This window comes from Rhizorhapis sp. (genome assembly GCF_035276005.1).
GTDB lineage: Bacteria > Pseudomonadota > Alphaproteobacteria > Sphingomonadales > Sphingomonadaceae > Rhizorhapis.
In genome coordinates this window covers 1-24,313 of record NZ_DATEMB010000057.1, presented here as the reverse complement: position 1 = coordinate 24,313, position 24,313 = coordinate 1, and the positions used below count along the sequence as shown (strand labels likewise).

The 24,313-nt window shown below is 61.4% G+C and carries 25 protein-coding genes and 1 pseudogene; 16 read left to right on the top strand and 10 right to left on the bottom strand.

The annotated features are described in order from the left end of the window. The first annotated feature begins 7 nt into the window (after positions 1-7). The 13 genes from nusA to VJS46_RS12415 all read left to right on the top strand — a co-directional run bounded on the left by nusA (position 8) and on the right by VJS46_RS12415 (position 16,604). Positions 8-1,609 (top strand): transcription termination factor NusA, encoded by a 1,602-nt coding sequence (gene nusA, locus VJS46_RS12475; protein ID WP_324060383.1) that lies wholly within the window; start codon positions 8-10, stop codon positions 1,607-1,609. Between the two features lie 153 nt (positions 1,610-1,762). Next, on the top strand, positions 1,763-2,425 hold the full coding sequence (locus VJS46_RS12470; RefSeq protein ID WP_324060382.1) for a DUF448 domain-containing protein: 663 nt from the start codon (positions 1,763-1,765) through the stop codon (positions 2,423-2,425). 71 nt (positions 2,426-2,496) lie between these two features. Next, the gene (infB, locus tag VJS46_RS12465; protein WP_324060381.1) at positions 2,497-5,046 is read left to right on the top strand and encodes a translation initiation factor IF-2; all 2,550 of its coding nucleotides are present in this window, start codon (positions 2,497-2,499) and stop codon (positions 5,044-5,046) included. 116 nt (positions 5,047-5,162) lie between these two features. After that, positions 5,163-5,558, top strand: coding sequence for a 30S ribosome-binding factor RbfA (gene rbfA, locus VJS46_RS12460; RefSeq protein WP_324060380.1), 396 nt, complete (start codon positions 5,163-5,165; stop codon positions 5,556-5,558). A gap of 185 nt (positions 5,559-5,743) precedes the next feature. Beyond that, positions 5,744-6,154: a DUF6491 family protein gene (locus tag VJS46_RS12455; RefSeq protein WP_324060379.1), complete on the top strand. Its 411-nt coding sequence runs from the start codon at positions 5,744-5,746 to the stop codon at positions 6,152-6,154. Between the two features lie 8 nt (positions 6,155-6,162). Further along, a complete protein-coding gene (gene truB / locus VJS46_RS12450) occupies positions 6,163-7,119 on the top strand; it encodes a tRNA pseudouridine(55) synthase TruB (protein ID WP_324060378.1) in 957 nt (318 codons plus the stop codon). 16 nt (positions 7,120-7,135) lie between these two features. Then, entirely contained in the window at positions 7,136-7,405 is a 270-nt protein-coding gene (rpsO, locus tag VJS46_RS12445; RefSeq protein ID WP_324060377.1) for a 30S ribosomal protein S15, read from the top strand. Positions 7,406-7,629: 224 nt separating this feature from the next. Continuing rightward, positions 7,630-9,924, top strand: coding sequence for a polyribonucleotide nucleotidyltransferase (gene pnp, locus VJS46_RS12440; protein WP_324060376.1), 2,295 nt, complete (start codon positions 7,630-7,632; stop codon positions 9,922-9,924). Between the two features lie 165 nt (positions 9,925-10,089). After that, positions 10,090-10,803 (top strand): LuxR family transcriptional regulator, encoded by a 714-nt coding sequence (locus VJS46_RS12435; protein ID WP_324060375.1) that lies wholly within the window; start codon positions 10,090-10,092, stop codon positions 10,801-10,803. Positions 10,804-11,130: 327 nt separating this feature from the next. Continuing rightward, positions 11,131-11,904, top strand: coding sequence for an outer membrane protein assembly factor BamD (locus tag VJS46_RS12430; protein WP_324060374.1), 774 nt, complete (start codon positions 11,131-11,133; stop codon positions 11,902-11,904). 158 nt (positions 11,905-12,062) lie between these two features. After that, positions 12,063-13,727: a DNA repair protein RecN gene (recN, locus tag VJS46_RS12425; protein WP_324060373.1), complete on the top strand. Its 1,665-nt coding sequence runs from the start codon at positions 12,063-12,065 to the stop codon at positions 13,725-13,727. Between the two features lie 22 nt (positions 13,728-13,749). After that, positions 13,750-15,813: an NAD-dependent DNA ligase LigA gene (gene ligA, locus VJS46_RS12420; protein WP_324060372.1), complete on the top strand. Its 2,064-nt coding sequence runs from the start codon at positions 13,750-13,752 to the stop codon at positions 15,811-15,813. Between the two features lie 149 nt (positions 15,814-15,962). Next, entirely contained in the window at positions 15,963-16,604 is a 642-nt protein-coding gene (locus tag VJS46_RS12415) for a PilZ domain-containing protein (RefSeq protein ID WP_324060371.1), read from the top strand. A 248-nt stretch (positions 16,605-16,852) separates the two neighbouring features. On the opposite strand, the gene VJS46_RS12410 is transcribed toward VJS46_RS12415, so the two are convergent. Both VJS46_RS12410 and ccmA read right to left on the bottom strand, forming a co-directional pair. Next, the gene (locus tag VJS46_RS12410; RefSeq protein ID WP_324060465.1) at positions 16,853-17,488 is read right to left on the bottom strand and encodes a heme exporter protein CcmB; all 636 of its coding nucleotides are present in this window, start codon (positions 17,486-17,488) and stop codon (positions 16,853-16,855) included. A gap of 11 nt (positions 17,489-17,499) precedes the next feature. Beyond that, positions 17,500-18,117: a heme ABC exporter ATP-binding protein CcmA gene (gene ccmA / locus VJS46_RS12405; protein WP_414708018.1), complete on the bottom strand. Its 618-nt coding sequence runs from the start codon at positions 18,115-18,117 to the stop codon at positions 17,500-17,502. A gap of 49 nt (positions 18,118-18,166) precedes the next feature. Between ccmA and VJS46_RS12400 the strand changes: the two genes are divergently transcribed. Further along, positions 18,167-18,463, top strand: a complete 297-nt coding sequence (locus VJS46_RS12400; protein ID WP_324060370.1) for a 4a-hydroxytetrahydrobiopterin dehydratase — start codon at positions 18,167-18,169, stop codon at positions 18,461-18,463. A gap of 11 nt (positions 18,464-18,474) precedes the next feature. Beyond that, positions 18,475-19,479, top strand: coding sequence for an adenosine deaminase (locus tag VJS46_RS12395; RefSeq protein ID WP_324060369.1), 1,005 nt, complete (start codon positions 18,475-18,477; stop codon positions 19,477-19,479). On the opposite strand, the gene VJS46_RS12390 is transcribed toward VJS46_RS12395, so the two are convergent. The 3 genes from VJS46_RS12390 to VJS46_RS12380 all read right to left on the bottom strand — a co-directional run bounded on the left by VJS46_RS12390 (position 19,420) and on the right by VJS46_RS12380 (position 21,456). Next, positions 19,420-20,088: a TetR/AcrR family transcriptional regulator gene (locus VJS46_RS12390; protein ID WP_324060368.1), complete on the bottom strand. Its 669-nt coding sequence runs from the start codon at positions 20,086-20,088 to the stop codon at positions 19,420-19,422. The two genes, VJS46_RS12395 and VJS46_RS12390, sit on opposite strands and share 60 nt — an antisense overlap. A gap of 70 nt (positions 20,089-20,158) precedes the next feature. Beyond that, a complete protein-coding gene (locus VJS46_RS12385) occupies positions 20,159-21,001 on the bottom strand; it encodes a ferredoxin--NADP reductase (RefSeq protein WP_324060463.1) in 843 nt (280 codons plus the stop codon). Continuing rightward, positions 21,001-21,456, bottom strand: a complete 456-nt coding sequence (locus tag VJS46_RS12380) for a hypothetical protein (protein WP_324060367.1) — start codon at positions 21,454-21,456, stop codon at positions 21,001-21,003. Before VJS46_RS12380 ends, VJS46_RS12385 begins: the two co-directional genes overlap by 1 nt. A 212-nt stretch (positions 21,457-21,668) precedes the next feature. Here VJS46_RS12380 and VJS46_RS12375 point away from each other — a divergent pair, with 212 nt between their 5' ends. Beyond that, positions 21,669-22,094: a hypothetical protein gene (locus VJS46_RS12375; RefSeq protein WP_324060366.1), complete on the top strand. Its 426-nt coding sequence runs from the start codon at positions 21,669-21,671 to the stop codon at positions 22,092-22,094. A 15-nt stretch (positions 22,095-22,109) separates the two neighbouring features. On the opposite strand, the gene tatC is transcribed toward VJS46_RS12375, so the two are convergent. From tatC to VJS46_RS12350, 5 genes and pseudogenes are all read right to left on the bottom strand, one after another. After that, positions 22,110-22,886, bottom strand: a complete 777-nt coding sequence (gene tatC / locus VJS46_RS12370; protein ID WP_324060365.1) for a twin-arginine translocase subunit TatC — start codon at positions 22,884-22,886, stop codon at positions 22,110-22,112. Next, the gene (tatB, locus tag VJS46_RS12365) at positions 22,883-23,227 is read right to left on the bottom strand and encodes a Sec-independent protein translocase protein TatB (RefSeq protein WP_324060364.1); all 345 of its coding nucleotides are present in this window, start codon (positions 23,225-23,227) and stop codon (positions 22,883-22,885) included. The genes tatC and tatB overlap by 4 nt, the downstream gene beginning before the upstream one ends. Positions 23,228-23,258: 31 nt before the next feature. Beyond that, positions 23,259-23,495, bottom strand: coding sequence for a twin-arginine translocase TatA/TatE family subunit (locus VJS46_RS12360; RefSeq protein ID WP_324060363.1), 237 nt, complete (start codon positions 23,493-23,495; stop codon positions 23,259-23,261). A 29-nt stretch (positions 23,496-23,524) separates the two neighbouring features. Continuing rightward, complete coding sequence (scpB, locus tag VJS46_RS12355) at positions 23,525-24,115, bottom strand: SMC-Scp complex subunit ScpB (RefSeq protein ID WP_324060362.1); 591 nt, start codon at positions 24,113-24,115, stop codon at positions 23,525-23,527. After that, positions 24,112-24,313: pseudogene (locus VJS46_RS12350) on the bottom strand (segregation/condensation protein A); the annotation flags it as partial. The pseudogene VJS46_RS12350 and the gene scpB, both read right to left, overlap by 4 nt.

Below are 24,313 nucleotides of genomic sequence, written 5' to 3'. Positions count from 1 at the left end.
TACAGCCATGGCCACCGCCATTTCCGCCAACAAGGCCGAGCTGCTCGCCATCGCCAACAGCGTCGCGTCGGAAAAGATGATCGACAAGGCGATCGTCATCGAGGCGATGGAGGACGCCATTCAGCGCGCCGCCCGCGCCCGCTATGGCGCCGAGAACGACATCCGCGCCAAGCTGGACCCCGACAGCGGCGACCTTCGGTTGTGGCGCGTCGTGGAAGTCGTTGAGCGGGTGGAGGATTATTTCAAGCAGGTCGATGTGAAGGCCGCGCAAAAGCTTCAGGCGGGCGCGAAGGTCGGCGACTTCATCGTCGATCCGCTGCCCCCCATCGACCTGGGCCGTATCGACGCCCAGTCGGCAAAGCAGGTGATCTTCCAAAAGGTTCGCGATGCCGAGCGTGAGCGGCAACATGAGGAGTTCAAGGACCGGGTCGGCGAGATCATCACTGGCGTGGTGAAAAGCGTTGAGTTCGGCCATATCGTCGTGAACCTCGGCCGCGCCGAAGGCGTCATCCGCCGCGACCAGCAGATTCCCCGCGAGGTCGTGCGCGTCGGCGACCGGGTGCGCTCCATCATCCTCAATGTCCGCCGGGAGAACCGCGGGCCGCAGATCTTCCTGTCTCGCGCCCATCCCGAGTTCATGAAGAAGCTGTTCGCGCAGGAGGTGCCCGAAATCTATGACGGCATCATCGAGATCAAGGCGGCAGCGCGCGATCCGGGCAGCCGCGCCAAGATAGGCGTCATCAGCCATGACAGCAGCATCGATCCGGTCGGTGCCTGCGTCGGCATGAAGGGCAGCCGCGTTCAGGCCGTCGTTCAGGAAATGCAGGGCGAGAAGATCGACATCATTCCCTGGAGCGAGGATACGGCAACCTTTGTCGTGAACGCACTGCAGCCCGCGACCGTCAGCCGCGTCGTTATCGACGAGGATGAAGGCCGCATCGAAGTGGTGGTGCCCGACGATCAGCTTTCGCTCGCCATCGGCCGCCGTGGGCAGAATGTCCGTCTTGCGAGCCAGCTCACCGGCAAGGCCATCGACATCATGACCGAGGCCGATGCCAGCGAGAAGCGGCAGAAGGAATTCGTCGAACGGTCCGAAATGTTCCAGAACGAACTGGACGTGGACGAGACCCTTTCGCAGTTGCTGGTGGCCGAAGGTTTCTCCGAGCTTGAAGAAGTTGCCTATGTCGGCCCCGAGGAACTGGCCTCCATTGAGGGCTTTGACGAGGAACTGGCGGAAGAGCTTCAGAGCCGCGCGCTCGAGGCGCTGGAACGCCGCGAGGCTGCCGCTCGTGAAGAGCGCCGCGGGCTGGGCGTCGAGGATGCCCTGGCCGAAATACCCCATCTTACCGAAGCGATGCTGGTCACGCTGGGCAAGGCAGGGATCAAGACGCTTGATGACCTGGCGGACCTTGCCACTGACGAGCTGATCGCCAAGAAGCGGGCCGACAACCGCCGCCGCGGCAAGGAGGGCAGCGAGGACAAGGGTGGAATCCTGGCCGAATATGGCCTTTCCGAGGAACAGGGGAACGAGGTCATCATGGCCGCTCGCGCTCACTGGTTCGACGATGAAGGCAATGGGGAGGACGCGGTTGCGGATACTTCCCAATGAGTCGGCAGGCGTTGAGGTAAGCGCTGCAAAGCCCCTCTCCTTCAGGGGAGGGGTTGGGGTGGGGCTTGTAACGCCCACTTATCGGCTTTGCCAGCCATGGCTTGGCAGCAATGGCCCGCACCCCCAAACTCCTCCCGTGAAACGGAGGGGCTCATGAACACTCGCCGCTGCATCCTTTCAGGCGAACGCGAAGCCCGGGAAGGGCTGATCCGGCTGGCGCTCGGGCCTGACGGGCAGGTCGCGCCCGACGTTCGCGCACGTGCGCCCGGCAGGGGCGCCTGGATCGGCGTTGACCGGGCGGCATTTCAGAAGGCGCTTGAAAAGGGCAAGCTGAAGGGTGCGTTGGCGCGCGCCTTCAAGACGTCCGATTTTGCCATTCCGTCCGATCTTGCCGGCCGGATTGAGGACGCCCTGCAGCAGGCGGCGCTCGACCGGCTGGGGCTTGAGGCGCGGGCGAGCATGGTACTGACAGGATCGGAAAAGATCGACGTAGCCGCCCGGCGGGGGCAAGTCCGCATGCTGCTCCATGCCGCGGACGCGGGTGCGGACGGCAAACGGAAACTCGACCAGGCCTGGCGTGTCGGAGAAGGCCTGGAAGGAACCGACCATTCCGGCATAGTCTTGCCTGTGGACCGCGCGCCCCTATCTATGGCATTGGGCCGGGAGAATGTAGTCCACATCGCCATCACCGACAAAAAGGCGGCGGATCGCGTCGGCGAAATACTTGGCCGCTGGCAAGTCTTCCTGGGATGCGCTAACGGGACGCAAATCGCAGTGCCTGTGACTCAGGCGGCGCCCGATATTGCAGTGGATTGAGTGAGCGAAGAAATGGGCGCGGGGATTTGCTCCGTGCCAAGAAATATTGATCGAAGGAACTGGTTTAGTCGATGAGTGAAAGCGATACGGACAAGCCGAAACTGGGCCGCAAGCCTTTGGGCCTGAAGCGGACGGTCGAGGCGGGACAGGTGCAGCAGAGCTTCAGCCATGGCCGCAAGAATACGGTTGTGGTCGAGGTGAAGCGTCGCCGTCTCATCGGCAAGCCTGGCGAAGCTGAAGCGGCGCCCGCACCTGCTCCTGCGCCCGTGCAGCAGGCTCCTGCTCCCGCGCCGCGGCCAGCGCCTCCGCCCCCGCGTCCTTCGGCGCCCGACAGCCTTATGACCCGCCAGGAGCTGCAGGCGAAGCTGCTGCGCGAGGCGGAAGAAGCCCGCATGACGGCGCTTGAGGAAGCCCGCCGCCGCGAGGAAGCCGCCAAGCAGCAGGCCAGCGAGGAAGAACGCCGCAAGGCCGAGGAAAAGCGCCTTGCCGAGGAAGAAGCTGCGCGCAAGGCGGCCGAGGCACAGACCGCAAAGGCCGCGGCTCCGGTCGAGAAGGTCGAGGAACCGGCTCCTCAGCAGGCGGCGCCCGAAAAGGCGGAGCCGGAGGCTGCGGCCAAGGCCGAAGAGGCGGGCGACCGTCCGCCGCCGCCGCGGAAATTCACTCCTGTGGCCCCGATCAAGCGGCCCGAACCAAAGCCCGCCCGCACGAAGGGTGATCATGATCGCCGCCAGTCAGGCAAGCTGACGGTCAACCGCGCGCTCAATGATGGCGACGGCGGTGCTCGCGCACGTTCCCTTGCGGCGCTGAAGCGCGCCCGCGAAAAGGAAAAGCGCCACATGATGGGCGGCATGCGCGAGCCCCAGGCGAAGCAGGTCCGCGACGTGGTGGTGCCCGAGGCGATCACGGTGCAGGAACTCGCCAACCGAATGGCGGAAAAGGGCGCCGATCTGGTGAAGGCCCTGTTCAAGATGGGCACCATGGTGACCGTCAATCAGACGATCGACCAGGATACGGCCGAGCTGCTGGTGGAGGAATTCGGCCACCGCATCCAGCGTGTGTCCGAATCCGACGTCGATATCGACACGGCGACCGACGTCGACGCCGCAGAGTCGCTGAAGGACCGTCCTCCCGTCGTCACCATCATGGGCCATGTGGACCATGGCAAGACCTCTCTGCTCGACGCGCTGCGCGGCACGGACGTGGTGGCTGGCGAAGCAGGCGGCATCACGCAGCATATTGGTGCCTATCAGGTGAAGACCAAGGATGGCCATGTCATCACCTTCCTTGATACGCCGGGCCATGAGGCCTTTACCGAAATGCGTGCGCGCGGCGCGAATGTCACCGACATCGTGGTTCTGGTGGTGGCGGCCGATGACGGGCTGATGCCCCAGACGATCGAGGCCATCAATCATACCAAGGCTGCAGGCGTGCCGATGATCGTGGCGATCAACAAGGTCGACAAGGACAATGCCAATCCCCAGAAGGTGCGCGAGCGCCTGCTGGAGCATGAGATCATCGTCGAGGATATGGGCGGCGAGGTTCAGGACGTGGAGGTGTCCGCGCTCAAGAAGATCGGCCTTGATGACCTTATCGAAAAGATCATGCTGCAGGCCGAGATCATGGAGCTGAAGGCCAATCCCGACCGTGCCGCCGAAGGTACGGTCATCGAGGCAAAGCTCGACAAGGGCCGTGGTCCTGTGGCGACGATCCTGGTGAGGCGCGGCAAGCTCAATGTCGGCGACATCTTCGTCGTCGGCGCGGAGAGCGGCAAGGTCCGCGCGATGATCGACGACAAAGGCAAGAATGTGAAGGACGCAGGGCCTTCGGTGCCCGTCGAGGTGCTTGGCCTGTCCGGCGTTCCCCAGGCCGGCGACACGCTGACCGTCGTCGAGAATGAAGCGCGCGCCCGTGAGGTTGCGGCCTATCGCCAGGAGCAGATCAACCGCAAGCGGACGACGGCTGCCCCGACGAGCTTCGAGCATATGTTCTCGGCATTGAACGACAAGGTCATCGAATATCCCATCGTCGTGAAGGGCGACGTGCAGGGTTCGGTGGAAGCGATCGTCAGTTCATTGACCAAGGCGTCGACCGACGAGATCAAGGTGCGCGTGCTGCATAGCGGCGTGGGCGCGATCACGGAGTCCGACGTCACGCTGGCGGCTGCGTCGAATGCGCCGCTGATCGGCTTTAATGTGCGGCCCAATGCGAAGGCCCGGACTCTCGCCGAGCGGGACAAGGTTCGCTTGAAATATTTCGACGTCATCTATGACCTGCTTGAGGAGATCAAGGGCGAGATGGCGGGCGAACTGGCGCCCGAACGCATCGAAACCGTGGTCGGCCGCGCCGAGGTCAAGGAAGTGTTTTCGGCTGGCAAGCATGGCAAGGCGGCGGGTCTGCTCGTCACCGAAGGCTTCATCCGCAAGGCGCTCAAGGCCCGCATCACCCGCGACGACGTCATCATCTACAATGGCGAAATCGCATCGCTGCGGCGGTTCAAGGACGATGTGGCCGAGGTGCGCGCGGGTCTTGAATGCGGCGTGACCTTCCTGGGACACACCGACATCAAGCCGGGCGATTATCTGGAGACGTTCGAAGTCGAGGAACGCGCGCGGACGCTTTGAGCAAAATCCCCTCTCTCCTTCAGGGGAGAGGGTTAGGGAGAGGGGGATGGGGAAGAGCGGGACTAGGAATACTGCCCCTCTCCCCGACCCTCTCCCCTGAAGGGGAGAGGGAGAATATGTCTCCAGCCAAATCCATCGATGGCCCCTCCGTCCGCGTGCTGCGCGTGGGCGAACAGGTGCGCCACGTCCTTTCCGAAATCCTGATGCGCGGCGAAGTGCATGATGATGTGCTGGCAAAGCACATGGTCTCTGTCACCGAGGTGCGCATGTCGCCCGATCTTCGCCACGCCACTGCCTTTGTGAAGCCGCTGCTCGGGACCGATGAGGAGGCGGTGCTGAAGGCACTGCGGACCAATACCGCCTATCTTCAGCGCGAAGTCGCGCGACGGGTGAAGATGAAATATGCTGCGAAGCTCAAATTCCTGATCGATGAGAGCTTCGAGGAGGGCGGACATATCGACCGGTTGCTGCGCGATCCGAAGGTGGCGCGGGACCTTGGGAGTGGGGAATAGTATTGGGGTTTGTTCTGGGTCTTTGCTGACATGAAGTTCCTCCCCGTGCCGGGGAGGAAGCTTATGTCCCGCCTCACTCCAGCAGCCGGCCAAAATTGTAACAAAGTGTAGCGGCCATTGATCCGCCGCTGTCCGTTCCCACATTCATTTTCGACAGGGGCTCTGCAAAGGACAGGAGCCGGAAGATGTCCTACAAGGAAGCGATAGCCGCCGGCATCGTTGTTGCCGCAGCCATATTCGCAGGTGAAAGCCGAGGCGCTCCGCCGCCGCAGCCACCCGCCCAGGAAGCATCGATACCCTTCGTAAATTCAGGTTCGATCCGTGATTGGCGTGCCATCGGCACCCGCGATCTCTATATCCAGGATGTGCATGGGCAATGGTATCATGCCAAGCTGATGTCCTCCTGCACCGATTTACCCTATGTCGAGACGATCGGTTTCAAAACGCAGGGTCTGGACACGCTTGATCATTTCGGGACGGTCATCGTTCGCGGCCGGCCTTGCCCCATTCAGACGATGGTGAAGAGCGGCGCGCCTCCGGCGAAGGCGAAGCGGGCAAAACAAAACGCTGACAAGCCGGGCCGTTCGGGCTACTGACCCCGCCCGTGAACGGGTGGATCATATTGGACAAGCCGCTGGCGCTTGGATCGACGCAGGCTGTCGCAGCGGTGAAACGTGCGCTGCGGGATGGCGGTTTTGGCAAGGTGAAGGTCGGCCATGGCGGCACGCTTGATCCGCTGGCGACGGGCGTCCTTCCGATTGCGCTGGGCGAAGCGACCAAATTGTGCGGCCGCATGCTCGACGCGTCGAAAATTTATGAATTCACCATCCGATTTGGCGAGCAGACCGATACGCTGGACGCGGAGGGCGTGGTGATGGCGACGTCCGCTCATCGGCCTTCGATCGGCGAGGTGGAAGCGGTGCTGCAGCGCTTTACCGGCCCAATCGAGCAAGTCCCCCCTGCCTTTTCGGCCATCAAGGTGGATGGGCAGCGTGCCTATGACCTTGCGCGGGCGGGGGCAGAGGTCGAGATGAAGGTGCGGGCGGTGGTTGTTCATAGCCTTACCCTTGGTGGTCGTCCCTGCGGAGGCAGGGACCCCGCTGCTTGGACGCCGGATGAAGAAAAGCTGGATCCCTGCCTTCGTAGGGACGACGGAGTGGGAGAGGTCACGCTTACCGCCCATGTGTCAAAGGGTACCTATATCCGCTCGCTTGCCCGCGACATTGCGCTTGCGCTTGGCACGGTCGGCCATGTGACGATGCTGCGCCGCACCAAGGCAGGGCCCTTTGCGCTCAATCAGGCGATTTCACTGGACAAAATGCGGGAATGCTCTAAAGGCCGCTCCCTTGAAGACATAATCTTGCCGCTTGAGGCAGGGCTGGACGACATCCCGGCTCTTGATCTCTCCCCCGACCAGGCAAGGCTGATCCGTCAGGGTCAGGTCTTGGGCGGGATAGCCGCTAATGACGGACTTCATTGTGCAAGGCTGGGCGAGAATCCGGTCGCGCTGGTGGAGGTTTCGGACGGAAACGTCCGGGTCGTTCGCGGGTTCAACCTCTAATTTTGAAAGGAAGACGATGTCGATTACCGCAGAGCGCAAGCAGGAACTGATCAACGAACATGCCCGCGCCAATGGCGACACCGGTTCGCCCGAAGTGCAGGTTGCGATCCTCACTGAACGGATCAACAACCTGACCGGGCATTTCAAGGATCACCACAAGGACAATCATAGCCGCCGTGGCCTGCTGATGCTGGTGAACAAGCGCCGCAGCCTTCTCGACTATCTTCGCAAGAAGGACGAGAGCCGCTACGCAGAACTGATCGCGAAGCTGGGTCTTCGCAAGTAACGGGACGGCCCCTGCACGGGGCCGTTTCTTTTTGAATGGACGCGCTGTCGGGCAATCCGGCACGTCGGCGCGATTGGGGAATGTCCCCAATGACCGTTCGTCCCGAGCTTGTCGCCTCGACCGGCTCAGCCCGAACGGAAAAGGGGAGCTTCTCCCCGCAAAGGACCAGAAGGTCCAATCATAGGCCACCGTCTGCATAGGGCAGGCGGTAGGAAGGAAAATCCATGTTTGATGTAAAGAAAGTAGAAATCGAGTGGGGCGGAAAAACCCTTACACTCGAAACGGGTCGTATTGCCCGTCAGGCGGACGGCGCTGTGCTGGCCACCTATGGCGAAACCGTGGTGCTGTGCGCAGTTACCGCTGCCAAGTCGGTGAAGGAAGGGCAGGACTTCTTCCCCCTTACCGTTCACTATCAGGAAAAATTCTCGGCCGCCGGACGCATTCCGGGCGGCTTCTTCAAGCGCGAACGGGGCGCGACGGAAAAGGAAACGCTGGTTTCCCGCCTGATCGACCGTCCGGTTCGTCCGCTGTTCCCGGAAGGTTTCTATAACGAAATCAATGTCATCGCGCAGGTTCTTTCCTTCGATGGTGAAACCGAGCCCGACATTGTTGCCATGGTTGCGGCTTCCGCTGCGCTCACCCTTTCGGGCGTTCCCTTCATGGGCCCGATCGGCGCCGCCCGCGTTGGTTACAAGGATGGCGAATATCAGCTCAATCCGTCGCTGGACGAGGTGGCCACTGGCGAACTCGACCTGGTCGTTGCCGGTACACAAAATGCGGTGATGATGGTCGAATCCGAAGCCAAGGAGCTTTCGGAAGAGGTCATGCTGGGCGCCGTCATGTTCGCTCACGCCGAATCCCGGAAGGTCATCGACGCGATCATCAAGCTCGCCGAAAAGGCCGCGAAGGAACCTTGGGAACTGTCGGTTCAGGATGACGCCGCCGATATGAAGGCGAAGCTCAAGGATTTGATCGGTGCGGATATTGCGGCAGCCTATAAGCTGACCAGCAAGTCGGCCCGTTCGGAAGCGCTGAACGCGGCCCGCGAAAAGGCCAAGGCCGCTTTCGCCGACCAGGATCCGCAGACGCAGATGGTCGCGATCAAGCTCATGAAGAAGCTTGAGTCCGAAATCGTGCGCCACGCCATCCTGAAGGAGGGTCAGCGCATCGACGGCCGGTCGACGACGCAGATCCGGCCGATCGAATCCATGGTCGGCTTCCTGCCGCGCACCCATGGTTCGGCGCTTTTCACTCGTGGCGAGACGCAGGCGATCTGCACCACCACGCTCGGCACCAAGGACGCCGAGCAGATGATCGATGGTTTGACGGGGCTCTCCTATGAGCGCTTCATGCTGCATTACAACTTCCCGCCCTATTCGGTTGGCGAAGTTGGACGTTTCGGCGCTCCCGGCCGCCGCGAGGTGGGGCATGGCAAGCTTGCATGGCGCGCGCTGCACCCTGTGCTGCCGACGCATGACGAGTTCCCCTACACCATTCGCGTGCTGTCCGACATCACCGAATCCAATGGCTCGTCGTCGATGGCGACGGTCTGCGGAGGCTGCCTGTCCATGATGGACGCGGGCGTTCCGCTGAAGCGTCCGGTGTCGGGCATCGCCATGGGCCTTATCCTGGAAGGCGATGAGTTCACCGTCCTTTCGGATATCCTGGGCGATGAGGATCACCTTGGCGACATGGACTTCAAGGTGGCCGGCACCAGCGAGGGCATCACCAGCCTTCAGATGGACATCAAGGTGGCCGGCATCACTGAAGGCATCATGCGCCAGGCGCTGGCGCAGGCGAAGGATGGCCGTGCGCACATCCTGGGCGAAATGGCCAAGGCTCTGGGCGAGGTCCGCACCGAACTGTCGGCCCATGCGCCCCGGATCGAGACGATGCAGATCGACAAGTCGAAGATCCGCGACGTCATCGGCACCGGCGGCAAGGTCATTCGCGAGATCGTCGCGGAGACCGGCGCCAAGGTCGATATCGACGATGACGGCGTCATCAAGATCAGCTCGTCCGACCTGAAGCAGATCGAAGCCGCAAAAGCATGGATCCTTGGCATTGTCGAGGAGCCGGAAGTCGGCAAGATCTATAATGGCAAGGTCGTGAACCTCGTCGACTTCGGCGCCTTCGTGAATTTCATGGGCGGCAAGGACGGCCTCGTCCACGTTTCCGAGATCAGGAACGAGCGCGTCGAGAAGGTGGCCGATGTCCTGTCCGAAGGGCAGGAGGTCAAGGTCAAGGTGCTCGAGATCGACAATCGCGGCAAGGTCCGCCTGTCGATGCGCGTCGTCGACCAGGAAACGGGCGAAGAGCTGGAGGACACCCGTCCGGCTCGCGAACCGCGCGAGCGCGGGGAGCGGGGCGATCGTGGTCCTCGCGGTGATCGCGGCGGACGCGAAGGTGGACGTGGCGACCGTAGCCGCGGGCCTCGTCGTGACCGGGGTGAAAGAGGCGGCAAGGGCGATGATGGCGGCGACGCCGGACTGCCCAGCTTCATCACCCAGGAGGATTGAGCGGGCGACGCCTGCAGCACGGAAAAGGGGCTCTCCGGAGCCCCTTTTTTGTGCCGCCCCGATACAAATTGGACGTTACGTCGTGGCCAGGTTTGATTCAAATCGCAGAGCCCCATGCTATACTGCTGCAATATGTCTACACGCGAGGAGAGGATGGATTGCTGAATGGAGCAGTTCCTGAAGGACGCTACAATCGCCGCGAGCGCGGCCGACCTATGGGATGCCTTCGTTCGGCACATGAAGGCGCATGGTATTTTTCTGATTACCTATGTGCAATTCGCTGCCGGAAGCGTTGCTCCCGGCCGAATATGGGGCGTGCTGCCAACTTTTCCCGACGATTGGCTGGAACGATATGAAGCGGGCCTGTGGGAGGCGGATCCGGTCCGGTCCATGGCGGCTTTTCTGCCAGCGCCCTTCCGCTGGCGGGATATAGAGGAAAGGCGCAACCTTTCGCCCGAGGAAAAGGCCTTCAAGGCGGAAATCGAACGTCATGGCGTTCCCCTGGACGGCCTGATCGTTCCGGTGTTCGGATATGGAAACAGGAACGGCTATGTTGCCTTTGCGCGCCCTGACGGTGGGCTGGACCTTCCTGCCGTCCAACTCGCCGAATATCGCGTGGTCTGCCAATATTTGCATCAGCGCTCTTGCGAATTAGTGCCGCCGGAGGAGACGTCATCCGTCCCGCTCTCAAAAAGGGAAAAGGAGGTGCTAAGATGGGTTGCGCGTGGCAAGAGCAATAGCGTTATTGCCGAAATTCTGGGCGTAAGCGCCAACACGGTGGATACCCATTTGCGCAGGATATATCACAAGCTGAATGTCTGCGATCGCGTGTCGGCAGCGCTTGCCGGGATCAGCAAGGGCATGATCACGCTGGATTAGCTGCATCACCCAATTACGTTACATGTACATGAAACATAGTTCACGCTAGACAGGCTCTCAATCGTCTGAGGCGCCATCTGAATGGGGCCCAAGATGACCGGAAGAGGGCGTTTCACTGCATAGCAGGGGACTACCACACCCGGCGCATTATTGCCGGCAAGAGCTTTCGGGTCGCACGAGTGCGGGGCGGTTCATCCAAAGAGGAGGACTGTCCCGCATTTGTATTTCCGGCAGGTCCGGGCTCCCCAACATCATGGAGGCACCCTGTTTCGCGGTGCTTACACAATTGCTTGGCGGGGGCGAAACGGTGGGCTATGACCCGTCCCCATGCACAAGACTCTCGTTAAGCCGCTCGTCGCCGGTCTGACCCTCGCCCTTCTCGCCGGATGCGCCACCAGCAAGAACAAGGCCGACACCAACTATGTCGCCCGCGACGTCAGCACCCTTTACAATGCGGCCAAATACCGGCTGGACAGGGGGCAATTCAAAATGGCCGCCGCCCTGTTCGATGAAGTGGAGCGGCAGCATCCCTATTCGCCCTGGGCACGGCGGGCGCAGCTTATGAGCGCGTTCAGCTATTATATGGGCCGGGACTATACGCAGTCGATCCAGTCGGCTCAGCGCTTCCTGTCCATCCACCCAGGCAACAAGGACGCGCCCTACGCTTATTATCTGATCGGCCTTTGCTATTATGAGCAGATCGCCGACGTCACCCGCGACCAGAAGATCACCGAGCAGGCGCTGGGCGCCCTTGGCGAACTCATCCGCCGTTATCCCACCAGCCGCTATGCCGCCGATGCGCGGCTGAAGGTCGATCTGGTGAACGATCATCTTGCGGGCAAGGAAATGGAGATCGGCCGCTTCTATGAACGCCGCGCCCAATGGCTGGCGGCCACGATCCGGTTCCGTACGGTGATCGACAAATATCAGACCACGACGCATACGCCAGAAGCCCTGATGCGTCTTACCGAAAGCTATCTGGCCCTCGGCATTCCCGCAGAAGCCAAGAAGGCGGCGGCGGTACTCGGCGCCAATTATCCGGGCAGCAAATGGTACAGGCGCGCCTATGACCTTATCCAGGAACATGCGCGCGGAGCCTGATGCCCGCTGCTTGGTGGCGACGCCTTATAGCGGTGTTTCCCGATCGTCATTCCCGCGAAAGCGGGAACCCATTTTTTCTCTTGGCTCTACCTTGGTGATCGAGCCGGGTTGGGTTCCCGCTTTCGCGGGAATGACAATTGAGGGATAAGAGCGCTTCCATGCTGACCGCCCTTTCCATCCGCAATGTCGTGCTCATCGAGGCGCTGGATCTTGAATTCGGCCCTGGTCTGGGCGTGCTGACCGGAGAGACCGGAGCGGGCAAATCCATCCTTCTGGACTCGCTGGGACTTGCATTGGGCGCGCGGGCCGACACGGGACTGGTGCGGCAGGGGGAGGAGAGGGCAAGCGTTACCGCCACCTTCGCCGAGCCCGATGCCGGCCATCCACTTCGAAGCATAGTTGCCGAAAATGGCATTGAGCTTGTGCCTGGCGAACCGCTTATCATTCGGCGCACGCTGCGCGCGGATGGCGGGAGCCGGGGCTTTATCAATGACCAGCCATGCTCAGCCGGACTGCTGAGGGAAATTGGCGGCTGTCTTATTGAAATCCACGGCCAGCATGATGATCGCGGACTGCTAAATCCGCGTGGTCACCGGGCCCTGCTCGATGCATTTGGCAGATGCGACAGCGGCGCTGTGGCAGCCGCTCATGAGGTATGGCGGACCGCCGAAGCCGCCTTGGCCAAGGCCCGCGAAGAGGTGGAGAACGCTGCGCGCGACCGTGACTATCTGCAGCACAGCATCGCCGAATTGGCGGCATTCGATCCGCAGGAGGGCGAGGAGGAGGCGCTCGCCACCGAGCGATCCGACATGCAGAAGGGCGCCCGGCTTGCCGACGAGTTAACAACCGTTGGCGAATTGCTGCTGGGCTCCGAAGGCGGACTTGCGCAACTGAGGCAGGCGGCGCGGCGGCTCGACAGAATGGCCGGGGAGCATGACCTGCTTGCTGAGGCGCTCGCGAGCCTCGACCGCGCGGTCATCGAAGCGAGCGAGGCTGAAGAAAAGCTTGCTGCGGCAGGCGAGGCTCTGAGCTACGATCCAGACCGGCTGGAAGCGATCGAAACGCGCCTGTTTGACTTGCGCGCTCTGGCGCGCAAGCATCGGGTGGAGCCGGACCAATTGGGCGCGCTCTACAAGGAAATGGCCGGTAAGCTCGCCCGCATGGACGCGGGCGCGGAAGGTTTGCATCAGCTTGAAGCAGAGCTTGCCGCCAAGGCTTCGGCTTACAAGGCGGCGGCGGAAAAGTTGAGCGCAGAGCGGCGGGAGGCTGCGGCCAGGCTTGACCATGCGGTCGCAGCGGAACTTGCGCCGCTCAAGCTGGATGCAGCCCGTTTCCGCACGGTCGTGGAGCCGCTTCCCGAAGGACAGTGGGGGAGCGGGGGTGCGGACCGCGTGGAATTTGAAATCTCCACCAATCCCGGAGCGCCCTTTGCGCCGCTCATCAAGATCGCGTCTGGCGGAGAGCTTTCGCGCTTCATCCTGGCGCTCAAGGTCGCGCTCGCCGAAGAGGGCGGGGCAGACACGATGATCTTCGATGAGATCGACCGTGGTGTCGGCGGGGCCGTGGCCTCTGCCATTGGCGAACGCCTGGCACGGCTGTCGCAGAAGAACCAGCTTCTGGTCGTCACTCACTCGCCGCAGGTGGCGGCACGCGGCCGTACCCATATGCTGATCGCAAAGGCCAGCGACGGCGCCGTCACCCGTACGGGCGTTCATGCGCTGGGCGATGGGGACAGGCGCGAGGAGATCGCCCGCATGCTTTCCGGCGCTGCCATTACGGAAGAGGCGAGAGCGCAGGCGGACCGGTTGCTGGAGGGGGTGTGATGATGATTGGACGACATAACGCATGACCTCCGGGCCCATCACCGAAGCCGCCGCCGCCAATGAACTGATGCGCCTTGCCAAGGCCATTGCACGGCATAACCGGCTTTATCACACTGAGGATTCGCCTGAGATCAGCGATGCCGACTATGATGCGCTCGTCCGCCGCAACGCTGAACTGGAGGCCCAGTTTCCGCACCTCGTCAGGGAGGATAGTCCGTCGCGCCAGGTGGGCGCAATGGTCGAAAGCTCCCCGCTCAGCAAGGTAATGCATGAGCAGCGGCTCTATTCGCTCGATAACGGCTTTTCAGATGAGGATATTGCGGAGTTCACAGGGCGCATCAGGCGCTATCTGAACCTGCCGGAAGGATCGCCGGTGGCGATGACGGCGGAGGACAAGATTGACGGCCTCTCCCTCTCCATCCGTTATGAGGGACGAAAGCTTGTGCGCGCCGCGACAAGGGGCGACGGGCTGGTGGGCGAGGATGTGACGGCCAATGCGCGCACCATCAGCGACATCCCGCAAGAACTGCCTCCCACCGCACCGGAGCTGTTCGAGGTGCGGGGCGAGGTCTATATGGCCAAGGCCGACTTCGTTGCATTGAACGAGCGGCAGGCGGCAAGCGGCGGCAAGGTCTTTGCCAATCCGCGCAATGCCGCCGCCGGCTCTCTCAGGCAATTGGATGCCGCCGTCACGGCTGCAAGGCCGCTCCGCTTTCTGGCCCATGGCTGGGGCGTTGCCAGTCAGGTTCCGGGCGCGACGCAGACCGAAGTCATGCGCACCATAGAAAGCTGGGGTGTGCCGGTGTCCGAACATCTTCAGCGCTTCGAAACATTGGAAGCATTGCTGGACCATTATCGCGCCATCGAAAGGCTGCGCGCGGACCTGCCCTACGACATTGATGGCGTGGTTTACAAGGTCGACCGGCTGGACTGGCAGGCGCGGCTGGGCTTTGTCGCCAAGGCGCCGCGCTGGGCGCTGGCGCACAAATTTCCCGCCGAAAAGGCGCAAACCACGCTGCTTCGGATCGACACCAACACAGGCCGCACCGGCAAGATAACACCGATCGGGCGGCTGCAGCCCGTTACCGTGGGCGGCGTCGTGGTATCCAATGTGACCCTGCACAATATGGACGAGATCGAACGCCTGGGTTTGCGTGAGGGCGACAGGATTGTTGTCCAGCGGGCCGGCGATGTGATTCCGCAGGTGGTGGACAATCTCACCCGGGGCGAACCGGGCGGGACATGGCGCTTTGGCGGTCATTGCCCCGATTGCGGATCGGAAGCCGTCCGGGAAGAGGGCGAAGTCGATTATCGCTGTACCGGGGGCCTTATCTGCCGGGCGCAGCGGGTGCAGCGGCTCATTCATTTTGTCAGCCGTTCAGCGATGGACATTGATGGGCTGGGGGAAAAGAGCATCCAGGAGTTTTTCGAACTGGGCTGGCTGGAAAGTCCCGCCGACATATTCCGCCTGCACGGGCGGCGGGACGCCTTGCTCGGCCGAGAAGGCTGGCAACAGAAGTCAGTGGATAATCTGCTGTCGGCAATTGAAGCCCGAAGAGAACCTGACGCTGCGCGGTTCCTCTTTGGGCTCGGTATCCGTCATGTGGGATCGGTGACGGCTCGCGACCTGATGAAGACCTTCGGCACGGTGGCACGGCTGGCTGAGGTGGCAATGGCGGCGCATGACAACGAAGGCGCCCGGAACGAGATCACGTGCATCGACGGCATCGGCCTGGCTGTGGCAGAGGCGCTGGCTGATTTCTTCCATGAGCCGCATAACCGGGCGGTCTGGGATGACCTGCTGCACGAAATCCGCCCGCAGCCTTATATTTCCAATGTGCGGGAGTCAGCTCTTACCGGCAAGACGGTGGTGTTCACCGGCAAGCTCGAAACCATGAGCCGCGATGAAGCCAAAGCCCAGGCCGAGGCTTTGGGGGCAAAGGCCGCGGGATCCGTGTCCGCCAATACGGATCTGGTCGTCGCAGGACCGGGGGCCGGTTCCAAGCTCAAGAAGGCGGCGGAGCTTGGAATTCCCGTCATTGACGAGGCTGAATGGGGGAAAATCGTTTCGGAATCGTCTCTTTAGATCGGTTCATGCCCTTTGGGAAGGGAGCGATCCGTTCCGGGGCGCGTATCTAGTTGAAATTTTACTCATATTTTACGGTTTTCGGCCATGTGTAGCACTGTGGGGCCAAAAAAAGGGGCGCATGCCTTCACAGTGAGGTACGGACCAAAATGTCAATGATAAACCACCAGACTCTGCAAGACTCGGATACGAGCGAAGAGCATCGCCGGTCCGACAGGCAGGTGGTGACCGTCCGTTGGGTCGCGAAAATGACCGGGGAAAAGGGACAGGAGCTCTGCCTGATCCGGAATATATCAACCGGCGGCGTGATGGCGAACATCTATTCCACGCATGAGGTGGGCGAGCAGATCAGCCTGGAAATAAGATCAGGCCAGCAGCTCCAGGGCGAGATCGTCTGGATGCGGGACGGCTGCGTCGGCATACGTTTCCTCGAGTCCGTCAACGTCGATGAAATGCTGAAGTCAGCCTCCGTGGACCGGAATGGTTTGCGCACCCGCCCGCCGCGTATCGAGGTTTATGGCCAGGCCAATATCAAGATCGGCGACCGGACCTATTCGGTCGACCTTTGCGATCTTTCCCAGGGCGGCGTGAAAGTCACGCTGCCCGAACCCATCGCGGCGGGTAACGAGGTGGTCGTTTCCATCGGTGGGCTGGAGGATCGCAAGAGCCTGATTCGCTGGCAGAAGAATGGGCGGGCGGGACTGTCCTTTGTCAGGCCGATTTCCTTTGACCTGCTGGTCGAATGGCTGAGCGCGCAGCTCAATGCCGATGGTGCGGCAAATGTGTTCTGAAGTGCGTCGGAGTTGGAGCGAAGAGTCCTAAATCTGCAACACGGTTGCTGAGCGATGCCACTGGCGGTGTACCCGCCGGGTCAAGGCCCTCGCTCCAGGGCAGCGGGGTCCCTGCCTGCGCAGGGACGACCAGTGCCCTGGGGATTACGGGGACCCCGCTGCCTTAGAGGCAATTCCTTTGAAGGGCTTCAACAAGCTCCGCCTGAACGGAGATCCTACGCTCGCCGCTCTAGCCGAGATTGGCCTCGCTATTCCCGGCTTGCCCTCAACGCAGCGCCGGCGGCAATGGGAGCCATCCCGACCAGCAGCAGGGACGTTGCGGCCAGGAACTTGATGGCCGCACCGCTTCCCGCTTCGAGCGATCCGGCTCCGAAAATCAACAGCGGCACGGCAAGCGGCAGCGCCAGCAGGCCCGCCAGAGCGCCGCTGCTCCGCAACCCGGCGGTAAGAGCGCAGACCATTAGACCGAGCGCGGCAAGCGCAGGGGTGCCGAGCGCCAGGCCAATTTCCAGCCGCAAAAGCGTTGAACCCTCCATGTTGAGAAGGGCAGCGGCGGGCAAGGCAGCGAGCATGAGCGGGGGGCCGAAGCTGAGCCAATGCGCGAGCAGCTTGGCTATGGCAATGACTTCATCCGCAAGGCCGCGGAGCACCAACTGATCCAGCAGCCCACTGTCGCGGTCTGGCAGAATCAGCCGGTCCACGGGCAATAAGGCCGCCAGCAGCGCCGCGATCCAGACCACTCCGCCCCCAGTGCGCGCCAGTAGGGCGGCATCGGGGCCCACGGCAAACGGGAAAAGTGTGGCGACCAGCAGGAGGAATGCCACTGGCAGCCAGGCGCCGCCACTGCGATAGGCAAAGCCGGTATCCCGCATGAGGAGGATCATGAAGGGTCCGTTCACTCTGCCCCCAAGGCTATATGCTGAGTGAAAAGGAGTGGCAGGGGCTGATGGGAAGCAGCCAATATCGTGCCGCCCGCCGCAAGGTGAATCTGCATGACTGCGCCCAGCAATTCCTGGGAAGCGGTATCCAGGCCATTTGCGGGCTCATCCAACAGCCAGATGGGTGCCTTGCTGGCAAGCACCCGCGCCAGCATCGCCCGCTTGCGCTGACCGGTGGAAAGCATCCGCACCGGGACCTGCGCCAAATGCCCCAGTGACAAGGCGGCCAGGGCCTCATCCACCGCAGCGCCGTCATTGCCGTCGACGCGCGCCCAGAAGGAAAGGGCCCGCCCCAATGGCTTGTGCATGTCGAGGGCCAGATTTTCATCGCTCATGGCCATGCGCCCAGCCCGCTCGATGCGGCCGGCGGCGGGCTGCAGCAATCCGGCAGCCAGCCGAATCAGGCTGGACTTGCCAGTGCCGTTCGGTCCCGCGACAAGGGCAGCCTCTCCGGGAGCAAGCGTGAAGCTCATGCCTTCGAACAGCAGCCGTTCGCCGCGCAGGCAAGTGACGGTATTGAAACAAAGGCTTGCACCCTTGCCCATCATGCCCACATCTGCCCCGGTCCGCGTCATGCCAAAGCCATAAGCGCGCGGCATTAAATGTCCAGAAGGGAGACGGCTCATGGTGACAAAGCTGACGGATGAAGAACGGGACGCAGCGCTGGTGGCCCTGCCGGATTGGACCCATGATCTCGACCGCGACGGGATCAAGCGCAGCTTCCGCTTCGATGATTTCACGGCTGCGTTCGGTTTCATGGCGAAGGTGGCGCTGCTCGCGGAAAAGGCGGATCATCATCCCGAATGGTTCAACGTCTATAATCGGGTCGACATTTTGCTCACCACACATGATGCCGGGGGGCTGTCCCAGCGGGATTTCGACCTTGCGCGCAAGATTGATGCGCTGGTCAGCCGAGCATAAGGATTAGCATTATGGACGATCTGACTGCCTTCGCGCTTGCCTTGCCCAAGGCCGAACTGCACCTGCACATCGAGGGCAGTCTGGAACCGGAGCAGATGTTTGAACTTGCCCGGCGAAACAAGGTCGACATTCCCTTTGCAAGCGTGGAGGAAGTCCGGGCGGCCTACAGCTTCTCCAATCTTCAGGACTTCCTGGATATCTATTATCAGGGGGCCAATGTCCTGCGGACGGAGGAAGATTTCCGTGACCTGGCGCTTGCCTATTTTGAGCGGGCGGCAGCGGACAATGTCGTTCATGCGGAAATCTTCTTCGATCCGCAGACGCACACGGCGAGGGGTATCCCCTTCGGCGTCGTGGCGGACGGGCTGCTCGATGCAATGGATCGGGCAGAGGCGAAATATGGTCTCACCTCCAAACTGATCCTCTGCTTTCTTCGTCATCTGGACGAAGAGGACGCCTTTGCTACGTTTCGCGAAGCCGAGCCCTATTTCGGCCGAATCGCGGCCGTGGGACTGGATTCATCCGAGGTCGGCCATCCGCCCCGGAAATTTGCGCGTGTCTTCGAGGCGGCGGGCGATGCCGGATTGCTGCGCGTCGCGCATGCAGGGGAAGAAGGGCCGCCCGAATATATTTGGGAGGCGCTTGATCTGCTGAACATCGACCGGCTCGATCATGGCAACCGTTCACTTGAAGATCCGCTGCTGGTGGCTCGGCTGGCGCGGCAAGCGATGACCCTGACCGTATGTCCGCTATCCAATCTGAAGCTTTGCGTCGTGGACGACATCGGCAAACATCCGATCGGCAGGATGTTGGAACTCGGTCTTCGCGCCACGGTCAATTCCGATGATCCGGCCTATTTCGGCGGCTATGTGAATGACAATTTCCGTGCCCTGGCAGAGACGGGGAAGTTGGGCCGCCGGGATTTCCAGACTTTGGCCCGCAACAGCTTTCTTGGCTCATTCCTTCCCCAGGAGGAGATTGTCCGGCATCTGGCTGCTGTCGATGCTGTTGACTGAAGCGCGGCCATAGGCCCGTATGAAAGCGTCCACTGCGTAGGCCGCTTCAGCCGCCGTTTCTTCCGGTGTCGGCAGCCCGATGACATTTAGAAGAAGCTTTTGATGGCATCCGGTCATGCAGAGGCCCATGAGATGATCCGCCGCAATGCTCGTTTCGACTCTCCGGATCGATCCTTCTTCCACGCATTGGTCCAGATAGTCGGCGATCAGGCATTTGACGGCCTTCAGGCGTTCGAAAAAAATCCGGCCAAGTTCCGGGAAACGTCCGCCTTCACCGTTGATCAGGCGATGCAATTGAATCGCAGAAGGGTCGCTGAGCTTTCGGACGAATTGCAGGCAAAGGCGGGCGAGCGTCGAATGCACATCTTCGTGCAATTCCAGGACTTCGAGGAGTTCCTGCTTGAACTTGGCGGTGGCGTCCTCCAGCACTGCCGAGAACAGATCCTGCTTTGACGGGAAATAGCTCCACAATGTTCCCTTGGACCCGCCCAATGTGGCGGCGATGTCCGACATCGTCGTTGCCGCATAGCCGCGCTCGAAAAAAGATTGGCGGGCCACTTCCAGGATGCAGGCCCGCCGCTCATATTTCCGCGCTTCTCTTCTGCTCATTTCCATGATCATATTGCATAATGCGGCCTTTGTGGACAGGGAATGCTGGACTTGGGGGACTCCTGACTCTTCAGCCGGCAAAAGCCTTCTCAATCACATAGTCGCCCGGCTTTGCGTTTGATCCCTCCTGGAAGCCCAGCCGCTCCAATATGGTCTGGCAATCCCTTATCATGTGCATGCTGCCGCAGAGCATGACGCGGTCATGGGAAGGATTGAGCCGCTTCTCTCCGGCAGTCGTGCGGAACATTTCAGGCTCCTGCATCAGCGCGGTGATCCTCTTCTGGGTGGGGAAGGGCTCCCGGGTGACGGTGGGGATATAGCTGAGTTGCACCAAAGCCTGATCCTGCACCAAAGGGTCGCCGGCCAGCAAGCCAGTCAGTTCGTCGCGATAAGCAAGGTCGCTTACCCGGCGCACGCTGTGGACCACCACCACTTGCGCGAAGCGGTCGTAAACGTCAGGATCGCGGATGATCGACAGGAAGGGGGCAAGCCCGGTTCCGGTGGCAAGCAGGAACAGCCGTTTCCCCGGCGTCAGAGCATCGGTGACCAGCGTTCCGGTTGTCTTGCGCGCCAGATAGACCTCATCGCCGGGTCGAATTTGCTGCAGCCTGGACGTAAGCGGTCCTTGCGGAACCTTGATGGACAGGAACTCCACCTCATCGGCATAGGCAGGGCTCGCTATCGAATAGGCGCGAAGAAGCGGCCTGCCGGAATCCTTGTTTGATTCCATTTGGCTTGAGATCATGGTGGGCAGCCCCAGCATCACAAATTCTCCCGACCGGAACCGAAGCGAAGGGGGCCTTGTGAGGGCAAAGCTGAACAGATGCTCGTTCCAATGCCGCACCCAATTGACACGCTCGATATGATAGGCCGCATTGGGAGCGATCCTTGCGGCAAGATTGCGGTTGCTCATCATGCTTGTCCTCTCGCGATGGATTGAGGGAATGCTGGCACAAGCGGCGTCAGGCCCGCTCCCGAAAGTCCGTGCAAGGCGGCGCGGGTGGCCGAGAAAAAGGCTGTTACTGCCTCATCCTTCAGCAGCATTTCGATGACCGCAATCGCGGCGCACTCGTCGCCTGCCGCCATGTCGCTCCACAGGCGCAGCAACACGGCTTCCGTCTCATTGATCGTGTGATTGTGCAGGCAGTGGAAGTCCAGCTCCTCGCGGGCGTCGCAGCTAAGCGTGCTCATCACAATGTGGAAATGCGGCAGGGCGTCAATGGCCGACATTTTTAGGAAGGCCGGGGCAAGCCCGGCGGGCGGGCAGGCTCCTTTGCGCCGGACGGTGACCCAGGCGCGCATGGCCCAAAGCAGGAAGCGGCTGCCTTCCGGTAATATGCTCACCGGCCGGTCGAGGAGATTATACATCGAGCGGTTCTCCTGATTCTCTTGAACTGTAGAATTTTAGCTTGATATTGCGAGTAATTATCAATAGCTAACATAGCTGATCCCACGGGATCGTCAAGCAGCGTGCATCTACCCGGTCCCGCACTCCTCCCGGATGCACGTGATGACTGGCACCGCCGGTTCCTCCGGCCGGCGGTGTCCTTTCCAAAAATGGGAGGACAAAGGAGTAACGCATGCCGTTCAATCTGGACCTGATGGCACAAACCCCCGACATCCGCTGCATGCCTGCGGCCCAAGCCCGGATCACATTTGCCACTCGCATCGCAGTGGTTTTCAGCAAGCTCGGGCGGGATCCGCGTGCGGAGCTTGCCAACCGGCTGGGATCCGAGGGCGCGGCCCGGCATTTTTTGGCTTTGGTGGAGGAAGTTGGGGCAAGCTGGCCGGAGCCGGTCTATGTCAATTCGCCCTGCTGTCCGAAGCTGAGCTATGACGAAATGATGGTTCTGGATCTCCTGACGGCCTGCGGCCAGGATGATCGGCAGACATTCGACGATCTGCTGCGCGATATGCTGCCCGCCGAAGCGCGGGATCGAATCTACACTGCGGGCAATGCCTTCATCGGCAGCTATGTCCAGCGCGTCGCTGAAGGTGGAGGGTGAATGTATTGCGGGGCGCTATTCGGGCACCGCGATGTCTTCGCCCTTCTTCTGCTCCCGGCGATCGGTGAACCAGATGGTGACCAAGGTGATCTCGTAAAGCAGGATCAGCGGGATCGCGAGCATGAGCTGCGATACCACGTCAGGCGGCGTCAGCACGGCTGCAGCAACGAACGCCAGCACGATCATATAGCGGCGGACCCCCAATAGCTGCTGCCGCGTAACAATGCCGGCACGGTTCAGCAGCATGAGCAGAACAGGCATCAGGAAGCTGATCCCGAAGGCCAGGATGAACTGCATCACCAGCGACAAATAGCTGTCAGTGCTCGGCAGTGCTTCGACGTCCAGCCCGCCACTTTGGCCTTCAAAGCTGAGGAAGAAATGAAAGGCTGTCGGCATCACCACATAATAGGCAAGCGCTGCGCCCATGGTGAACAGGACGGGCGTTGCAACAAGGAAGGGCAGGAACGCCTTTTTCTCCTTCGCATACAGCCCCGGCGCTACAAAGGCCCAAAGCTGATTGGCAATGATGGGAAAGGAAACGAAAAACGCGGCGAAGAGAGCCACCTTCACCTGTACGAAAAAGGCCTCATAGAGCTTCGTGTAGACAAGGCGTCCATGACCTTGGCCAAAGGCTTCAGACAGGGGACGGACCAGAAAGCCGAAAATCTGTTCGGAAAAATAGAAGCAGACGCCAAAGGAAACAATCAGCGCGCCGATGCACCACATCAGCCGCCGCCGCAGTTCCAGTAAATGTTCGAGCAACGGCGCGCGCGTGTCGTCTATGTCTTTCATGCGGCGCTGCTGTCCTTGGCTGGCGCAGCCGGCGAGCCGGTTTCACTCGCATTGGCGGAGGCTGCGGCGGGCAGTGGCTTGGCCGGTTCGTCCGCCAGATCCGCTGATGGAAACTGCTTCATGATCCGCTCATTCTCGGCGGCCCATTTCTTTTCAAGCTCCTCCATCTCCGCCTCGCGAATCATGGCGTCGATGCCTGTGCGGAAATGACGGGCCATACCGCGCGCCTTGCCGACGACCTGACCAACCTTGTAGAGCGCGCGCGGCAAATCCTTCGGGCCGATGACGACGATGGCCACGATTGCGATAAGCAAAAGCTCGGTTGAGCCGATATCGAACATCTGGTGCTGTTGTCCGGGTCAGAGCTGGGCGTTAGCCGTGCTTCTGCTCTTCAGCGACCTGCTGCGCCTGCTTTTCAGCGGCCGGCTGGGATTCGATGCGGCTCGCCGGCTTGGCCGAGTTGCTGTCCTCATCGTCCGCCAAGCCCTTTTTGAAGCTCTTCAGACCCTTTGCGACGTCACCCATCATATCGGAAAAGCGGCCCTTTCCGAACAGCAGCAAGATCACGATACCAACAACCAGCCAATGCCAGATGCTAAGGCCACCCATTTCAAATTCTCCTAGTATGAGCCACCTATCTAGGCGTCTTCCTCGTCCTTTTCCAGCGGCGATTGCCCGGCCAACCCCTCGATCGCCAGATCGATGGGGTCGAGCAAACCGGCCGCTCTCAAATCGTCGATGCCCGGAAGGTCACGGCGGCTGCTAAGGCCGAAATGTGACAGAAATTCGCTCGTGGTCGCATAAATCAGCGGTCGGCCCGGCACCTCGCGCCGCCCCGCTGGACGAATCCAGCCGGCCTCCATCAATACGTCAAGCGTACCCTTGGCCACCTGCACGCCGCGTATGGCCTCTATCTCGGCGCGGCTGACCGGTTCATGATAGGCGATGATCGCCAGCGTTTCCATACCTGCGCGGGAAAGCTTGCGCGCTTCCTCCTTTTCCCGGCGGAGGATATGGGCAAGGTCGGGCGCGGTCTGGAAATGCCAGCGACCGCCCCGTTCCACCAGTTGGAAGCCGCGCTCCGCATAGTCGAATGCCAGCCGGTCCAGCGCTGCGGAAACATTGCCTTCCTGTCCCACATATTGCCTGATCTCGCCAACCGTCAGCGGCTTGTCGGAGGCAAAGAGAGTGGCCTCCACGGCGCGGACGAAATCATCGGGCGGGGTCATGGTGCTATACCCGGTGCGCTGGCCGTTCGCAGGAAAATCGGTTGGAATATGCCCTCCTGGCGAATGTCGAGCTTTCCCTGCCGTGCAAGCTCCAGGGCCGCGACGAAACTGCTGGCGAGGGCGGAGCGCCGCAGCGCCGGGCTCGCGCCGTCCGGCAGGAAGCTTTCGAGGCTTGCCCAATCAAGTTGCACGCCGATC

Coding starts and splice junctions, on each gene's coding strand:
- nusA (WP_324060383.1), top strand. CDS start 8: ATGGCCACCGCCATTTCCGCCAACAAGGCCGAGCTGCTCGCCATCGCC.
- VJS46_RS12470 (WP_324060382.1), top strand. CDS start 1,763: ATGAACACTCGCCGCTGCATCCTTTCAGGCGAACGCGAAGCCCGGGAA.
- infB (WP_324060381.1), top strand. CDS start 2,497: ATGAGTGAAAGCGATACGGACAAGCCGAAACTGGGCCGCAAGCCTTTG.
- rbfA (WP_324060380.1), top strand. CDS start 5,163: ATGTCTCCAGCCAAATCCATCGATGGCCCCTCCGTCCGCGTGCTGCGC.
- VJS46_RS12455 (WP_324060379.1), top strand. CDS start 5,744: ATGTCCTACAAGGAAGCGATAGCCGCCGGCATCGTTGTTGCCGCAGCC.
- rpsO (WP_324060377.1), top strand. CDS start 7,136: ATGTCGATTACCGCAGAGCGCAAGCAGGAACTGATCAACGAACATGCC.
- pnp (WP_324060376.1), top strand. CDS start 7,630: ATGTTTGATGTAAAGAAAGTAGAAATCGAGTGGGGCGGAAAAACCCTT.
- VJS46_RS12435 (WP_324060375.1), top strand. CDS start 10,090: ATGGAGCAGTTCCTGAAGGACGCTACAATCGCCGCGAGCGCGGCCGAC.
- VJS46_RS12430 (WP_324060374.1), top strand. CDS start 11,131: ATGCACAAGACTCTCGTTAAGCCGCTCGTCGCCGGTCTGACCCTCGCC.
- recN (WP_324060373.1), top strand. CDS start 12,063: ATGCTGACCGCCCTTTCCATCCGCAATGTCGTGCTCATCGAGGCGCTG.
- ligA (WP_324060372.1), top strand. CDS start 13,750: ATGACCTCCGGGCCCATCACCGAAGCCGCCGCCGCCAATGAACTGATG.
- VJS46_RS12415 (WP_324060371.1), top strand. CDS start 15,963: ATGTCAATGATAAACCACCAGACTCTGCAAGACTCGGATACGAGCGAA.
- VJS46_RS12410 (WP_324060465.1), bottom strand. CDS start 17,488: ATGATCCTCCTCATGCGGGATACCGGCTTTGCCTATCGCAGTGGCGGC.
- ccmA (WP_414708018.1), bottom strand. CDS start 18,117: ATGACGCGGACCGGGGCAGATGTGGGCATGATGGGCAAGGGTGCAAGC.
- VJS46_RS12400 (WP_324060370.1), top strand. CDS start 18,167: ATGGTGACAAAGCTGACGGATGAAGAACGGGACGCAGCGCTGGTGGCC.
- VJS46_RS12395 (WP_324060369.1), top strand. CDS start 18,475: ATGGACGATCTGACTGCCTTCGCGCTTGCCTTGCCCAAGGCCGAACTG.
- VJS46_RS12390 (WP_324060368.1), bottom strand. CDS start 20,088: ATGAGCAGAAGAGAAGCGCGGAAATATGAGCGGCGGGCCTGCATCCTG.
- VJS46_RS12385 (WP_324060463.1), bottom strand. CDS start 21,001: ATGAGCAACCGCAATCTTGCCGCAAGGATCGCTCCCAATGCGGCCTAT.
- VJS46_RS12380 (WP_324060367.1), bottom strand. CDS start 21,456: ATGTATAATCTCCTCGACCGGCCGGTGAGCATATTACCGGAAGGCAGC.
- VJS46_RS12375 (WP_324060366.1), top strand. CDS start 21,669: ATGCCGTTCAATCTGGACCTGATGGCACAAACCCCCGACATCCGCTGC.
- tatC (WP_324060365.1), bottom strand. CDS start 22,886: ATGAAAGACATAGACGACACGCGCGCGCCGTTGCTCGAACATTTACTG.
- tatB (WP_324060364.1), bottom strand. CDS start 23,227: ATGTTCGATATCGGCTCAACCGAGCTTTTGCTTATCGCAATCGTGGCC.
- VJS46_RS12360 (WP_324060363.1), bottom strand. CDS start 23,495: ATGGGTGGCCTTAGCATCTGGCATTGGCTGGTTGTTGGTATCGTGATC.
- scpB (WP_324060362.1), bottom strand. CDS start 24,115: ATGACCCCGCCCGATGATTTCGTCCGCGCCGTGGAGGCCACTCTCTTT.